A 15,828-nucleotide genomic window follows, 5' to 3' on the forward strand; every position below is an offset into this window, starting at 1 on the left:
TCCTTAGGCTCTTTCAATATAATCCCCTGTTCTTGTATCCACTCTAACTTTGTCTCCCACTTCTACAAAAAAGGGGACTGTTATCTTTAAGCCTGTTTCGAGTATAGCAGGTTTTCCTCCGCCCGAAACTGTATCACCTTTAAATCCTGGTTCAGTCTCAGTAACTTCTAAAACCACGCTCGTTGGAAGCTGAATGCCTATAGGTTTCCCATCGTGCATTATTAAATCTATTTCTGTATTCTCAACAAGATAATATTTATCATCACCTATTTCATCCTCTGGTATTCCGTACTGCTCAAATGTTTCGTTATCCATAAAATAATAAGATGAGCCATCATTGTAAAGATATTCAGCTTTTCTAAAGGTTATTTGCGCCTCTTCGACCTTTTCACCACTATTAAAATTTACTTCTCTTATTAATCCTGTTGAAACATTTTTCAATTTTGTTCGTATTAATCCTGAACCTCGTGCCCTGAAATGTTTATTCACATCAACTATTCGATAAATTTCTCCTCCGTAAACAATATACATTCCTTTGCTCAGCGAACCAACATCTATCACAAAAACACCTCCCTGTTTTCTTAGACAATTAGACTATTTTATATTTCACTGCAAGCAATGTAATATCATCATGTTGCGGAGCCCCCTGAGAAAAGGAAAATACATCTTTTTCCACCACATCAACAACTGATTTTGCGTTCAGATAAATACTTCGTTTTAAAATCCTTTCAAGCCTTTCAAAGCCGTACTCTTCTCCTGAAATATTTCTTGCCTCCACTATTCCATCGGTATATGCAAATATAAGAGATTCCTGTGTCAACTTTACAGTTTCTACCTCATACATCACATTTTCAAACATTCCAAGCGGTGTACCGGAAGAACATACCTTCTCCATTCCACTATCGTCCACAATATATAATGGGTCGTGGCCTGCGTTAATTACTTCTAAAACTCCTTCTCCGTTTAATTTAAACGCCACAGTAGTAACAAATCTATCCTCTCCTATGTCTTCAAACATTGTATTATTCAATCTGAAAAATATGTCTTTTAAACACGCAGATGAGCTTTGAACCAGAGATTTAAAAGCGCTTCGAAGAGAAGACATTATAAGAGCGGCGGGCAGTCCTTTTCCTGACACGTCTGCAAGGATGCCAAATAGCTCTCCTTTTTCAGTTTCAAATACATCAAAATAATCTCCTCCAACGTGAACCGCAGGAATACTTTCGCCGTAACTCTCATACTTTTTGTTATGCGGAAACTTTTTTGGGAAAAAGTTAATCTGTATATTTCTCGCAATATCGAGTTGTTGATTAAACCTTTGCCTTTCAATCTCTTCTTTCATGGAAAAATATCTTTCAATACTGCTTGCTATTTGCTGCGCAGTAGATTCGATTATTTTTCTATCCCCGGCTGTCAGAATTCCTCCCGTTTCCTTTCCAATTAACGCAATAAATCCCCATTTTTTCTCTTCCCCACCTGATATAGGAACAAGCAAAAAACTTTCTGAGTAAATTTCACTTTCATCGTAGTATACAACGTTTAACGGATTTTCATTGTACAGTTCAACAAGATAATCTTCTGTCACATTTTCACAATTTCCTATTTTCTCAAAAGCTTTTTCATAAGATATATAAATTACTCCACACTTAAACTTTATCGCTTTTTTCAAAGTACGCAGGATGGGATTCAGCATATCAAGTACATTTAAATTACTCGAAACAATTTTACTTACTTCAAAAAGCGTGGAAATCTCTTCATAAGTCCTTGAAATTTCCTCAAGTTGACTTTCAATAAGCAGGGTTGAAGTCTCTATTTCCTGTTTATACGCTATGTGCTCTTCTTTTATCCTGACTATTTCCTCTTCAATGAGCTTTAAGAGCTCTTCTTTCGTAGCTGCTTCTTGCTCTTTACTTTTTGAAATTTCACATAACATTTTGTAAATTTTCTTAAGCTCCTGCATCATCTATCAACCTTCTTACTTCTTCTATAAGTAAAGTTGGACTGAAGGGCTTTGTCATCACAATAGAAGCTCCAAGTGATTTTGCAATTCTTTCATCTTCAGCCCCACCTTTAGCTGTTAAAATTATTACAGGGATTTCTTTCAAATCCTCCTCTTTTTGTTTTTGTTTAAGCACTCCAAATCCATCAAGACGCGGCATCATTATATCAAGGATTATTAAATCTGGCTTTACATCTCGCATTTTTTCTAACCCATCTATTCCATCGACTGCTTCAAAAACTTCAAATCCTGCTTTTCTCAGGTTAAAAGTAGTTATCTTCCGTAATACTTCTGAATCATCGATAACGAGAATTCTGGCTTTCATTAAGACACCCCTCTCAAAACTTCAGAAAACCTTTTTTCGCCAATAAGTGCTTCTTCCCTCATCGCTATATAAACACTCTCGGAAATACTATGTGGATTAAACAAATTCTTCTTCCTAAGATAATAGTTTAACACAACATAATCCTTTAAACCAACTATTCGAAGATTTTCCAATGTTTCCTTTAATGTAAAGTATCTCATACCTCTCTTTGTTTTCTTTTCTACAACATAATCAGGATCATAACTAAAGGGCTTTTTTATTATAACTTTGTAACTATAACCATCTATTTCATTAAAATCATAATTTTTATCAAAAATTTCAAATACGCAAATTTCTCTCAGGCATACTTTCCTGATTTTTTCTAATACAAAATTAGTATCGTAATCTTCTTCAAAAAAAACTTTTAAATACAGAGCCTTATCCACAATACCTGTGGGAACAGGATCAACGTAAGAAATTTTTGGCATGGGATGAAATCCCTGAGTAAATTCCATTTTTAACCCAGAACGCCGCAAAGCTCTTTCTATACTACGAATGGTGTCCAGAGCCGAAACATATCTGAATAATCCCAGCTTCTTAAATCTCATTATAAATATTCTACTCACTTTATTTCCACCTTCAAAGCAGTAAGTTTCCCATTTTCCATATCTGGTACGTAAAGTATCTCATTTTTTTCGTCAAAAAACAAATCAGCAGGCTTTCCAAGTCCAGAAAATTCGTATAAAAAACGTCCATCCCTGGTAAACACTCCAATATTCCCAGATTCATATCCACTTACAAAAAAAAGATCGTTTTTCCTATCGTAAGCCAATCCATCTCCATATGATATTCCTTTCAAAACCATTTTTTTCACCACTTTATTTCCATCACTAACAAATAAACTTGCTGGATCTGTAAAAGAAACGATATATAGATATTCTCCATCTGTACTCAGGCCATTTGGATAAGCTATACTCAGCACCGGATACAATTCATTTTCCCTTAAAATATAAATTGTGTCCCCATATGTATCTGATACATACATTTCACCATTATACTTCACCACGTCATTTAAATACTTTGCACTACCTGTTACTGGCGTGTATATCTTATAAGTGTGGCTTTTCAAACTATATTCTATTAATCTATCTTTGTCTGCTATCCACAGTGTCTCGTTTTCTACATAAATTCCTCGAGGATCCACCAGATTTTCTATAACATAGTTCCCCATTCTTGACTGGTACAATACACTTCCATCAGCTGTGTACAATTTTCCCATTTGAGAGATATAATATCCCTCCTGAGTTACCCATATACTTTCAGGAACAAACAAACCAAATATTGAAAAAAGAATGCTCATAACTATTTTCATTTCATTCTCCCCCCAGGTATACTTCTTTCACCACCTCATCTTTCAGCACCTTCTCCGGTTCTCCCTCTGAAATTATTTCCCCCTTGTGTATTACATACAACCTATCCACAACCGGTATCAAAGCTTCAACGCTATGATCAGTTACAATTATTCCAAGGCCACGTTCTTTTAAATTTAATATCATCCCCTGTATTTCTTTAACTGTTTTTGGGTCTATACCAACAAATGGTTCGTCAAGTAAAAGAAAACGTGGCGAGAGAGTCATCATACGTGCAAGCTCCAAACGCCTTTTTTCTCCGCCAGATAAATCAGACGCCTTTTGATTTTTTAAAAGCGCTATTCCAAACTCTTCAAGAAGTTTATTCGTTCTTCCATTTATCCTATTTTTCTGAGAATGAAATTCCAATACCAGCTTTAAATTCTCATCCACCTTTAATTCTCTAAAAACAGATGTTTCCTGCTGAAGATAGGTTATCCCCATTAACGAACGTTTATGAATAGGAACTTTTGTTATATCTTTATCCCCAAGATAAACTTTCCCCGAGTTTGGCACAACAACCCCAAGAATAATATTGAAAAGAGTAGTTTTTCCTGAGCCATTAGGACCCAGCAACCCAACTACTTCCCCATTTTGAACATTTAAACTTGCACCTTTCAAAACTTTCTTTCTACCAAATTTCTTTACTATTTTTTCACAATAAAGTTTCATAAAAACCTTACTGACCTATTGTTTTTAAATATTCAATAAATTGAGCTGTGATATCGTATTTGGTACTTCCATATGCCATTGATTTACTATTAAACACAAAATCATATCCCATTATTTCCGCATACTCTGCTATTTTGGAGAGTATTTCCTGTTCTATTTCCGCAAATTTCTTTTGATACTCATCATTTAACATTTTGTTGTACTGCTGTTGCTTTTGAGCATATTCTTGCATCTTAGAATTAATAATATCCTGAGAAGCACCTTTTGCTTTCAATTCTTTTATTTCATTTGCGAGTTCATTCAACTTTTTAGTATAAAACTGAACATCTTCCTGATATTTTGACTGCACTTCAAGCCACTTATCATAAGATTGAATAACCTTGGATGAGTCAATGTATGCAAGTTTTGGACCTTGTGTCGTATCCCCGGCAGAAATTACAATAACAGAAGCTAATAGAGATAACGCAATAATCAATGGAATCCATTTTTTCATGAGAGCACCTCCTAATTTATAAATTTGCTTTTTGATTTCTCTCTTGCTTTTGAAACAATCGAACGACGCCCTCTAACTTTAAAAGCTTCCAGTATAATTTCAGCTTCTCTATACGGAACTGTTATAAAAGAAAATTTGTCGTAAAGCTGGACATCACGAATTATTTTATCATTTATCCCCGCTCTTTCAGAAATAAACCTGACTAATTTTGCTTTATCCATCCCGCTATTTTTTCCTCGAGCGATGAATAATCGTACTTTCTCGCTAAATTTCCTGTTTTGAGATAAATCCTGAAAAATTTCAGAAATAGAACCTCTTAAAATATATTTTAATAAGCCCTCTACCACTTCTTCTGTTGAATACTCACTTAATAATTCTTTTGTTAGTTTTTTGTACACTTTGTTATCTTTCACTTCATTACGATTAGAAATAAACTTTTTGATTTTATTTAACTTCGCCGACAAAACTTCTTCTATCGTTGGTATTTCTCCTTTTTTTATTCTGGCGTTGGAAAATTTCTTTATTCTGAATAATTCTCTGTACTCCTTTGGTGTAACAAAAGTTATAGCAACCCCTTCCTTTCCCGCTCTTCCTGTTCTTCCTATTCGATGAACATAATACTCTGGATTTAACGGAATAGAATAATTAATCACATGAGAAAGCCCACCTATATCTATTCCCCTTGCTGCTACATCCGTTGCAATGAGTATATTCACTTTACGTGTTCTAAATTTTTTTAAAACTCTCTCTCGTTGATACTGGGAAAAATCTCCATGAAGAGCTTCTGCATCATAGCCCCTTTCTATCAACCTGTTTGACACTTCATCAACTTCTAACTTTGTTCTACAGAACACCAGACCATAAAATTCTTCAGTTGCATCTATTACCCTGCAAAGAACCTCAAATTTTTCACTTTCATAAACTTCTATATATATTTGTTCCGTAAGATTTACCGTAAGCTGGTTATCAGTCGCCTTCACAAATTCATATGTTCCCATATATTTTTTTGCAAGTGAAATTATCCTTGAAGGCATTGTTGCAGAAAACAAAAGTATCTTTTTATCATCTGAAGCGTTCTCCATTATCCTTTCAACATCGTCTATAAACCCCATATTCAGCATCTCATCAGCCTCATCAAGAACAAAATATTCAACTTTTGAAATATCCAGAGTTTTTCTATTGATATGATCAAGAATTCTACCAGGTGTTCCTACAACTACATCAACTCCGCGCTTTAAATGCTGAATCTGATAATTTATTGACTGACCGCCATATACTGGAAAAATTTTCAATCGCTTCTTTCCCTTCAAGCTACTAATCTCCTCCGCTACTTGAAGACTCAGTTCTCTTGTTGGAGTTAATATTAAAGCCTGAACATACTTTTTTGGTTTCAAAAGTTCGATTAGTGGTATGCCAAATGAAGCAGTCTTCCCTGTACCCGTTTTCGATTGGGCTATTATATTTCCTTTTTTCGAAAGCATTAAGGGTATCACTTTCTCCTGAACATAGGTTGGTTTCTCAAAACCTTTTTTGTAAATTGCACTCAACACACTGTCACTCAAATTAAACTCTTCAAAATTCACTTCGTCTCCTCCAGTCTTTTTCGCATAATTTTTCGAAGCTCAAGAGCAAGTTGTTTTTTCACATCAGATGGTAATCTATCTATAAATAAAATTCCATCGAGATGGTCCGTCTCATGTTGTATTATACGCGCCGCATAACCTTCAAACAACTCCTCATGGTAGCTTCCATTTTCATCTTGATATCTTAACTTTACCCACTTATATCTTCTCACATCGGCAAAAATTCCAGGTACGCTAAGACAACCTTCCTCTCCTTCCTCTGTATCTTCAGAATGTTCAAAAATTTGAGGATTTACTATTACTTTTGGCCCCTCTCCATAATCCATCAAAAAAAAGCGCAGAGATAACCCTATCTGGGGCGCCGCCAACCCAACTCCGTCCTCCAGATACATTATTTTTAACATCTCTTCTTTTATTTCTTTTATTTGCTCAAAATTTGTTACCGGCTTTGCCTTTTTTCTAAGAATAGGATCACCGAGAAGTCTTACTTTCATGATATACTTCCTCCAGATACTTTAAATATTTCTCATTTGTCATGAAAACGCTTATGGGGGTTACAGAAACATAGCCTTCCTTCAACGCTTTGTAATCTGCTAATGGATCAGGATCATTTTCTATCACATTCCCCATCATCCAGTAATAATCTCTTCCCACAGGATCCACACGCTTTTCAAAGTAATCTTCATACATTCTTTTGCTCTGTCTGGTGAGCCTCCAGCCCTTTAACTCCTCATATGAAACTGATGGAACATTAATGTTTAGCGCGGTAAATCTTGGAATAGTCTTTACATCGAATTCTTTCAAAAATTTCAACAAAAACTTTGCTGCGGTCTCGTACATCGGGTTTTTAAAATCAGAACTTGAAATAGCTATAGAAGGAATCCCCGCTATAGCACCTTCTAACGCACCGCTCACTGTTCCCGAATAAATCACATCTGTACCCAGATTTTTTCCTCTGTTTACACCACTCACCACCAGATCAGGAGGAGAGCCAAGCACAACATCCATCCCCATTTTCACACAATCTGCCGGAGTTCCTGAAACTGCATATATTTCAAAAGGCTCATTTATATCAAGCTTTCTAAGCCACAACGGAAACCTTATGGTAATAGCATGACCTACAGCGCTCTGCTCAGTTTCAGGCGCAACCACTGTCACAGTATGTTCCCTGCTAAGATATCTTGCAAGACATAATATTCCCTGAGCGGTTACTCCGTCATCATTTGTAACCAAAATTTTCACATTTCCACCTCATTTATACAAATCAAGGATTAATCCGTTGATTTCTTCCACTCTTGCAGCAAAATTTATTGTACCAGATTCCGCTGTCATTAATTTATCTGCTAAATCTTTCAATTTCTGATCAACTTTTTCTACAATTATATGAAGACGTGGACTATTCGTAGAATAGTCCATCTTTCCACCCAATTTATACAGCTTTTTCTCTATTAATTTTAAAAACTCCTTTATTTTCTCCTTATATTTCTTTAAAGAATCAGGCGTTGGTGATCTCACAAAATCATTTCCAGCGTCCAGTATTTCCTGAACAACTCGCTCTATTTCTTTGTTTATTACCTCTTCCTCTACATCCATTAAAACATCAAAAAATCCTTTTACTTCTCCCTCAAAAGATACCTTCTTTTTCTTTGACGTTTTTTTCTTTTTAATAGCACCACTTTTTATCTTGGGATCACCTGGTGGTTCTATCCTCAATTATTTCACCTCTACTATTTTTGCAACCTGCTCAGCTATGTCTCTAAATACCTGTTCTATTTCTGTTTCCCTTAAATAAAGAGTTATCGGTTTTCCTTCGTCTGCATACTTTGCAGCCTTGGGATCAAGTGGTACTTTACCGAGTAACGGAACATTATACTCTTTAGCTAAAATTTCTCCGCCTCCACTACCAAAAACTTCTATTATTTCGTCGCATTTAGAACATTTTACGTATGACATATTTTCTACTATTCCTATAAGCTTCTGTCCCATTGTCTGGACAAAAGAAACAGCCCTTCTTACATCATCCAGCGATATTTTTTGAGGTGTCGTAACCATAACCACCCCATCAAGTTTCCCTATCATTTGAAATAAACTCAAAGCTTCGTCTCCCGTTCCAGGTGGTAAATCAAAAACAAGATAGTCAAGCTCCCCCCATTTTGTATCTCCCAAAAATTGCTTAATTGCTGAATGTTTCAAAGGACCTCTCCATATAACTGCCTTGCCCTCTTCGACAAGCATACCTATAGACAATGCCTTCAAGTTATGCAAGACTTCTGCTGGAACAATTTCTTCTCCATCTACTGTTGGATTTTTACTTCCAAGCATTCTAACAATATTCGGGCCGTGCATGTCAAGGTCAAGTAACCCTACTTTATATCCGCTTTCTGCAAGAGCTGTTGCAAGATTCACCGCAACAGTTGTCTTACCGACTCCTCCTTTACCACTCAACACTGCTATTTTATGTTTTATTTTTCCCATCTTTTCCTTAACTTTGTTTAAATCGTTTTGCAAATTAAATTGTGGATTCGCCATTTTTACACCTCCAAAAAGAACATTCTTTATTAACATTATATCATAGATATAGTACAGCCTAAGTTAACATGAGATGTTGCGTTATGGTATAATCTGTTACGTTAAAAACCTTAAGGGGTGCATAAAGATGATATCCATAGTAAACCTAACAATAAATTTTCCTGGAAAATTGCTGTTTAAAAATGTTAATCTGACTATTCAGGACAAAGATAGAGTGGGATTAATAGGAAAAAATGGTTCAGGGAAGACTACCTTACTAAAAGCCATTGGCCAGCTTTTTGAAGATTATGAGGGGCAAATTTCTACCTCTGGAAACATAGTCTATCTTGATCAATTCAGAACATTTGACGCCGATACTCCTTACGAATATTATATGAAAAAAGCAGACACCCCCGAAAAAGAAAGAATGGTAAGAAGCATTTTAAAGGGGCTCGGGTTTGAAGAGCATGATTGGAACAGAAGCATAGAGTCATTCAGTGGGGGAGAAAAGACACGATTGCATCTTGGAAGACTTTTTTTAGAAACCCCTGATTTCATCCTCTTAGATGAACCAACAAATTTTCTTGACATAGCGGGGATTCATTATTTAAAAAAACTTCTTTCAAATTTTAATGGAGGTTACATTATAATTTCTCATGATAGAAGCTTTTTGAGAGATACCTGCACAAGATTTCTGGAAATAAATAACGAAAAGATCTGGGACTTTCGTATGCCGTTTGATAAATACTTAGAAGAACGAAAAAGATTGTTAGAACATCAAGAAAGAGAATTGAAAAACAGGACCCGGGAAATTGAGCGTTTAAAAACTATAATTGAAAGATACAGAAGGTGGGGACGAGAAAAATCTCTCAAACAGGCAAAAAGCAAAGAAAAAAGACTTCAAAAAATGCTGGATGAACTTGAAAACATAACACTTTTAACTGACGAAAAATCATCAAAAAAAGTAAAGATTCCCCAACCTGAACCTACAGGATACATTATCTTAGAAGCCAGTAAATTAGGATTTAAAAATATTATAAATGATGTCTCTTTTACAATGTATGAAAAAGACAAAGTTGCCATTCTTGGGCCAAATGGAAGCGGAAAAACCACTATTCTTAAACTCATTATTGGAAAAATAACAGACAGGGGAAAGGTTTCTTTTGGCCATAATGTTACCTTCGCGTTTTTAGATCAGTTTGTTGAAAACTTAAATAACAGAAACACTGTTTTTGAAGAAATTTCCGATGAAATGCCTATGGAACCAGAGCACACTGTAAGAGCTTACATTGGACGCTTTGGTTTTCGTGGAGAAGACGTCTTTAAAATGGTGAATGAATTAAGTGGTGGAGAAAAACAAATACTCGCGCTTGCAAAAATTCTTCTAAAAAAGCCTAATCTTCTTATACTTGATGAGCCAACTAATCACATGGATCTTGAAACTGTTGAAATTTTAGAAAAAGCCTTAAAAGAATATAAGGGTTCCATAATGTTAGTTTCTCACGATGAGGAACTTATCAAAAACGTATGCAATAGATTTTTCGCTATAAAAGACAAAAAACTCGTCGAACTTAAAAACTTAGAAAATTATGATACATCCTACACTAATTTAAAAACCAAAAATCCTACAAAAAACAAAGAAAACAATTTTGAGGAAAGGAAAAAAGTAAAAAACCAGATAAAAAAAACTATGCAAACAATTGAAAAATTAAAAAAAGAAGAAGAAGAACTTTCTCAAAAACTCTCGAAAACGATAAAATTATTAGACACTGTAGGGTCAAATTACCAGAAAGCAATGGAATTGACCCGGGAAAAAGAAACCCTGGAATTAAAAATACTTGAAATATTAGAAACTATAGAAACTTTAGAAGAGAAACTTAAATCCCTTCAAAATTTATATGAAAACATTACACTATCATCATAGTTGATATCATCGACTACTATCAAATTAAGATTCTTCGTTGCATGTGCTCCTCGGAACGACATCAGAAGGAATCTTGTTTTTTACTAATCTCGCTAATCTCGCCAATTACAAGATTCCTCGTCGCGTACGCTCCTCGGAATGACACTGGTGGGTGATTCCTCGCTTTTCTGATTCTCAGAATGACAAAAAAAGGATGTCATCCCGAGGAACGAAGTAACGAGGGATCTTATTCCTTATTGTCATTCCGAACGTACGTGAGGAATCTTATTTTTTTTACTAACCTCGCTAACCTTGCTAATCTTGCTAATCTTTCATATACGTAGGAGCAGTTTTTGGGGATTTCCCGTTTTTCACTTCTCTGTAATAAGCATAAGTCATTGGATCTTTATCAGCCAAAATATCGGCTTCTGTTACTTCACCTATAAAAATCGTGTGTGTTCCACAATCAACTTTATTAACTACTTTAGCTTCCATGTAAGCTACGGTATTATCAAGCACTATTGGAGCGCCCGTTAAACCAATTTTATAACTAACTTCTTTAAATTTATCTATATCACGACCTGATCTAAACCCAAATAACCCTATGAATTTCATGGGAGCTTCTTTAGCTAAAACTGAAACAGTAAAAATTCCACTTTTTTCTATAAGCATGTGCGTGAGATTCTCTTTATTAATACTTACGCCAAGCAAAGGTGGCTCTGCTGTCAGCTGAAAAACAGTGTTTGCAATTTGTCCATTTAATTTTTCTCCATCAAAAGAAGATACTATATACATTCCATAAAAAATTTTATAAAGCGCTTTTTCATTCATATACATTCCCCCTCCTTATATAACTATATTTGTGTTAGTGACTTAACATTATATTTTATCATTTTAGTAACTTTAAAACCAAAGCATTTTTCACTTACTTTCTCTCAAGTCCCAAAAATTTTGTCAAAACCATTTTGTACTTTTCGTATATATAAATGTAACTCTTTATCTTCCTGTAATCTTTAAAAATCTACAATGTATAGTTTTAATTTTTTCATAGTTTATTTAAAAAAGAGGCTAATTCTTTGTTATAATATTTTATACATAAAGAAAACTCAGGTTAATTAAATATACATAAACATCGAAATAAGAATGGGGGGATTTTATGAAGTTATATGTTGATGGCTCTTATTCTGATTTATTTAAAGTAGCAAGTTACGCTTTTTGCCTGGTAGATGATGAAGAGAACATATTAAAAATCAAAAAAGGAGCCAGATATTTAAAAAAAGGGAACTCAGTTATTTCTGAAATAATAGGAACAATCGAGGCATTAAAATATTGCGCAAAAAATAATATAAAGAATGTCGTAATTTACCATGACTATAACGAACTCCCTATGTTTGCTTCAAAATACAGGAGAACAAAAAATCCTATCATAAACGCTTATATAAAAACTCTATCAAAAATGCGAGAAGACACAAACATATCATTCAAAAAAGTAACGGCTCATAAAGATGATAAGTATAACAATCTTGTTGATAAATTATCCCGGGAGCATATGCAAGAGTATATTGAAAAAAACATCATTCCAAAATTGATGAAAAACGACAATTTGGTAAAAAATAGTAATAAATAAGCAAAGCGATGGGGATGTCATCCCGAGGAATGCAATGACGAGGGGGATGTCATCCTGAGGAGCGCTAGCGACGAAGGATCTTTTTTACCAACCTCGCTAAATACAAGATTCCTCACCCTTCGGGTTCGGAATGACAACCTCTTTCCCTGTCATCCCGAGGAACAAAGTGACGAGGGATCTTATTCCTTATTGTCATTCCGAACGTATGTGAGGAATCTTGTCTTTTTACTATCCCTCGCCAATCCTTTGCTTATTCCAATTGTTTTGTTATAATTATTAACATATCTAAAGTAAAAGGTGGGGGGATTAAAAAATGAAGATAAAAATACTTTTAACATCAGATATTCACGGCTCTGAGCTTGCTGTAAAAAAGTTAAGAGCTATTAAAAATTGTTTTGACTATTTTATATTTTGTGGAGACCTTCTTCCAAAATTTGTTGACGAAGATAAGTCTTTAAAGGAAGTTCAGCAGGAATGGTTTTACAATATTTTTCTACCATTAGCAGAAGAAATAAATGGTTATTTCATTTTAGGTAACGATGATAAAATTCATTATGAAGGAAAAAGACTTTTGAATGACCCCCTCGAGATTGAAAATGGTATTTCTATTATATCTTATGACAAAGTCCCTTTAACTCCATTTAATACCTGGAGGGAGCTCTCAGATGACCTTATTGAAGAACAACTTCAAAAATTGACCGTCAAAAAGCCCTTCATATTTATCACACACGCCCCACCATTTAAGATACTCGATGAGGCACGGCGGAGAAACTTTGGCAGCAAAGCTATCAGGGATTTTGTGTTCAAAGAAAACCCGCTTGTACACTGCTTCGGTCACATCCACGAATCTTTCGGAGACATTAAAATAAACGATGTAACATTTATAAACTGCGCTTTTGAAACTTTTCTCAAATTTTATATTATTGAAATAGATGAAAATTTAAACGTAGAAACTTACGAATTATAAACTTTTTAAGAAAACAAATACTACTTGTTGGAGGTGCTTTTGCATGTCTTTTTATTATTTATTTTTATTTGTCATAATTTTAGAATATCTATGGGACTCCGTATTGAATGTGTGGAATGTATTCTATTCAACAAAAGTTTCTAAAATTCCAGATATACTGTCTGACAAAATTTCTCCTGAAGATTTTGAAAAATCTAAAAAATATCTTAAAGATACAACCAGAGTAAAAATAATAAAAATATACATTAATCTTTTCATCAACCTATGGTTTATAATATGGGGATTTCCTTATTTTGAAAAATTCGTTTCAAATCTCACAGATTCTCTAATTCTTCAATCTTTATTGTTTTTTGGTATATACTGGATAATTCATTCCTTAATAACTCTTCCAATAAAAGCGTATTCAATATTTGTTATAGAAAATAAATACGGCTTCAATACAATGAGCGGAAAAACTTTTGTTTTAGATATAATTAGAAATATTATTATTACAATTATTTTCTTCGCTCCTCTTATTTCCTTGCTAATCTGGTTCTTAAACCTGGAACAGAACTGGTGGTGGAAAGTTTCTCTGGCTTTCATAGCGTTTCAATTATTTATTTCGTGGGCATATCCCATATTTTTTGCTCCACTTTTTAATAAATTCACACCGCTTGATGATGAAAATCTGAGAAAAAAGATAAACAAACTATTGGAAAAAGCAAATTTTAAAGTTTCAAAAATATTCATTATGGACGCATCAAAAAGAACCAGAAAACAAGACGCTTATCTGACAGGAATAGGAAAATCGCGACGATTAGTACTGTTCGATACTATCCTGAATTATTCACCTGAAGAAATTCTTGCAGTAATAGCTCATGAATTAGGTCACAATGTCAAAAAACATATACCCAAACTGTTAATTTCCTTTTCAATTTTTTATACTTTCATGTTTTATCTCACAAATTTAGTCTACAATTTTTTGCAAAACAACAACATATTCGGTGTAAACAGTGTGTACGCTACATTCACATACGCGTTTCTTTTTATAGCATCTATTTTATACTTTGCAACTCCTATAATCAACTATTTCCAAAGAAAGTTTGAATACGATGCAGATAGCTTTTCAGCTAAGCTGCTTGGTACTCCAGAACACTTAATTTCTGCTCTAAAAAGACTTGTAAAAGAAAATCTGCTTAACGTAACACCCTTGCCAATTTATAAAATCTGGTACTATAGTCATCCTTCTCCAGAAGAACGATTAAAAAAACTCAGGCAAGATTAGTGAGAGGGGCATCCCCTCCCATGTCATTCCGAGGAGCGTGAAGGCGAGGAATCTTACCCCCACTCATGTCATTCCGAACCCGAAGGGTGAGGAATCTTGTAATTGGCGAGGGTTAGCGAGAGTTAGTGAGGTTAGCAATTTCAAAAAGCAAGAAAGTAAAGAAACTTCCGAATGTAAAAGTTAGGAGGGACACCATGGGATTCAACATATCAGACGTTTTCAAGGTTGACGATTATATGCATTTTTATTCCAAATTTCTCACAGAAGAACGCACCAAAAAAGAAGTTGACAATATTATTTCTTTATTAGCCCCAAAACCTTCACAAAAAATTATAGACATAGCATGCGGACATGGGAGACATTCTATTGAACTTTCAAAAAGGGGCTTTGACGTAACAGGAGTTGATATAATGGAAGATTTTTTAGCCATTGCCAGAAAAGAAGCAAAAAGACAAAAAACAAATGTCTCTTTCCTTAAAAAAGATATGAGAAATCTCAACTTTAAGGAAGATTTTGATATAGCACTTCTTCTTTTCACTTCCTTTGGATATTTTAGCGATGAAGAAAATAAAACTATCTTGAAAAACGTCCATCGAACTCTTAAACACGGCGGAAAACTTCTTTTTGATATACCAAACAGAGACTCAAGAGCAACTCTTTTTAAAGAATCTGTTCTTGAAGTAGATAATGACTTAATGATAGACTTTCCAAAATTTAATCCTTTAAATGGCCGATTAAAGGTGAGACGATTAATAATCCGGGATAATCAAAAACGAGAATTTACATATGAAATACGAATTTACAATCTAACTGAAATAAATGAGTTACTTTTAAGCGCAGGTTTTAAATTACTGGAAGTTTATGGAAACTGGGAAAAAGAAAAATTCACAGCCACTTCTCCAAGAATCATAATAATAGCTGAGAAACAATAACAATACATTTTATGATTCAAATTGCACGTTTAAATTGTTTTTCTACTAACCTCGCCAATTACAAGATTCCTCGTCGCTACGCTCCTCGGAATGACACATTTCGGGGATACCAACCTCGCTGTTTTTTGTCATCCCGAGCGTATGCGAGGGATCTTGTTTCCCCTAAC

18 protein-coding genes are annotated in these 15,828 nt (G+C 34.5%); 5 read left to right on the forward strand and 13 right to left on the reverse strand.

The features are described 5' to 3' along the window. Positions 1-3: 3 nt before the first annotated feature. From efp to JYK00_RS02505, 12 genes are read right to left on the reverse strand one after another with little or no spacing between them, the layout of a single operon-like run. Complete coding sequence (efp, locus tag JYK00_RS02450; protein WP_207567123.1) at positions 4-561, reverse strand: elongation factor P; 558 nt, start codon at positions 559-561, stop codon at positions 4-6. 28 nt (positions 562-589) lie between these two features. Then, entirely contained in the window at positions 590-1,963 is a 1,374-nt protein-coding gene (locus JYK00_RS02455; protein WP_207567124.1) for a GAF domain-containing SpoIIE family protein phosphatase, read from the reverse strand. Beyond that, positions 1,947-2,324, reverse strand: coding sequence for a response regulator (locus JYK00_RS02460; protein WP_207567125.1), 378 nt, complete (start codon positions 2,322-2,324; stop codon positions 1,947-1,949). The genes JYK00_RS02455 and JYK00_RS02460 overlap by 17 nt, the downstream gene beginning before the upstream one ends. Beyond that, positions 2,324-2,929, reverse strand: coding sequence for a TIGR03936 family radical SAM-associated protein (locus JYK00_RS02465; protein WP_207567126.1), 606 nt, complete (start codon positions 2,927-2,929; stop codon positions 2,324-2,326). Before JYK00_RS02465 ends, JYK00_RS02460 begins: the two co-directional genes overlap by 1 nt. After that, positions 2,926-3,675, reverse strand: a complete 750-nt coding sequence (locus JYK00_RS02470) for an SMP-30/gluconolactonase/LRE family protein (protein ID WP_207567127.1) — start codon at positions 3,673-3,675, stop codon at positions 2,926-2,928. Before JYK00_RS02470 ends, JYK00_RS02465 begins: the two co-directional genes overlap by 4 nt. Position 3,676: 1 nt before the next feature. Then, positions 3,677-4,384, reverse strand: a complete 708-nt coding sequence (lptB, locus tag JYK00_RS02475) for an LPS export ABC transporter ATP-binding protein (protein ID WP_207567128.1) — start codon at positions 4,382-4,384, stop codon at positions 3,677-3,679. Positions 4,385-4,391: 7 nt separating this feature from the next. Beyond that, positions 4,392-4,877, reverse strand: coding sequence for an OmpH family outer membrane protein (locus tag JYK00_RS02480; RefSeq protein ID WP_207567129.1), 486 nt, complete (start codon positions 4,875-4,877; stop codon positions 4,392-4,394). An 11-nt stretch (positions 4,878-4,888) separates the two neighbouring features. After that, positions 4,889-6,460: a DEAD/DEAH box helicase gene (locus tag JYK00_RS02485; protein WP_207567130.1), complete on the reverse strand. Its 1,572-nt coding sequence runs from the start codon at positions 6,458-6,460 to the stop codon at positions 4,889-4,891. Further along, positions 6,457-6,957 carry a peptide deformylase gene (gene def, locus JYK00_RS02490; RefSeq protein ID WP_407701721.1) on the reverse strand — a complete coding sequence of 167 codons (501 nt, stop codon included), beginning with the start codon at positions 6,955-6,957 and terminating at the stop codon, positions 6,457-6,459. The genes JYK00_RS02485 and def overlap by 4 nt, the downstream gene beginning before the upstream one ends. Then, positions 6,932-7,702 (reverse strand): 5'/3'-nucleotidase SurE, encoded by a 771-nt coding sequence (surE, locus tag JYK00_RS02495; RefSeq protein WP_207567132.1) that lies wholly within the window; start codon positions 7,700-7,702, stop codon positions 6,932-6,934. The genes def and surE overlap by 26 nt, the downstream gene beginning before the upstream one ends. Before the next feature lie 9 nt (positions 7,703-7,711). Further along, positions 7,712-8,173 carry a YaaR family protein gene (locus tag JYK00_RS02500; protein WP_207567133.1) on the reverse strand — a complete coding sequence of 154 codons (462 nt, stop codon included), beginning with the start codon at positions 8,171-8,173 and terminating at the stop codon, positions 7,712-7,714. Beyond that, positions 8,174-8,989: an Mrp/NBP35 family ATP-binding protein gene (locus tag JYK00_RS02505; protein WP_407701719.1), complete on the reverse strand. Its 816-nt coding sequence runs from the start codon at positions 8,987-8,989 to the stop codon at positions 8,174-8,176. A gap of 127 nt (positions 8,990-9,116) precedes the next feature. On the opposite strand from JYK00_RS02505, the gene JYK00_RS02510 reads away from it, so the two are divergent. Continuing rightward, complete coding sequence (locus JYK00_RS02510; RefSeq protein ID WP_207567134.1) at positions 9,117-10,892, forward strand: ABC-F family ATP-binding cassette domain-containing protein; 1,776 nt, start codon at positions 9,117-9,119, stop codon at positions 10,890-10,892. A 303-nt stretch (positions 10,893-11,195) separates the two neighbouring features. Here JYK00_RS02510 and JYK00_RS02515 read toward each other — a convergent pair whose 3' ends face one another. After that, on the reverse strand, positions 11,196-11,702 hold the full coding sequence (locus JYK00_RS02515; protein WP_207567135.1) for a flavin reductase family protein: 507 nt from the start codon (positions 11,700-11,702) through the stop codon (positions 11,196-11,198). Positions 11,703-12,027: 325 nt separating this feature from the next. Here JYK00_RS02515 and JYK00_RS02520 point away from each other — a divergent pair, with 325 nt between their 5' ends. The 4 genes from JYK00_RS02520 (at position 12,028) to JYK00_RS02535 (ending at position 15,661) form a co-directional block, all read left to right on the forward strand. Next, on the forward strand, positions 12,028-12,498 hold the full coding sequence (locus tag JYK00_RS02520; protein WP_207567136.1) for an RNase H family protein: 471 nt from the start codon (positions 12,028-12,030) through the stop codon (positions 12,496-12,498). A gap of 313 nt (positions 12,499-12,811) precedes the next feature. After that, positions 12,812-13,465 (forward strand): metallophosphoesterase family protein, encoded by a 654-nt coding sequence (locus JYK00_RS02525; RefSeq protein WP_207567137.1) that lies wholly within the window; start codon positions 12,812-12,814, stop codon positions 13,463-13,465. A 43-nt stretch (positions 13,466-13,508) separates the two neighbouring features. Further along, complete coding sequence (locus JYK00_RS02530; RefSeq protein ID WP_207567138.1) at positions 13,509-14,729, forward strand: M48 family metallopeptidase; 1,221 nt, start codon at positions 13,509-13,511, stop codon at positions 14,727-14,729. A 194-nt stretch (positions 14,730-14,923) separates the two neighbouring features. Beyond that, the gene (locus JYK00_RS02535; RefSeq protein WP_207567139.1) at positions 14,924-15,661 is read left to right on the forward strand and encodes a class I SAM-dependent methyltransferase; all 738 of its coding nucleotides are present in this window, start codon (positions 14,924-14,926) and stop codon (positions 15,659-15,661) included. Positions 15,662-15,828: the final 167 nt, after the last annotated feature.

Source organism: Thermosipho ferrireducens (assembly GCF_017358165.1).
GTDB classification, from domain to species: Bacteria; Thermotogota; Thermotogae; order Thermotogales; family Fervidobacteriaceae; genus Thermosipho_B; species Thermosipho_B ferrireducens.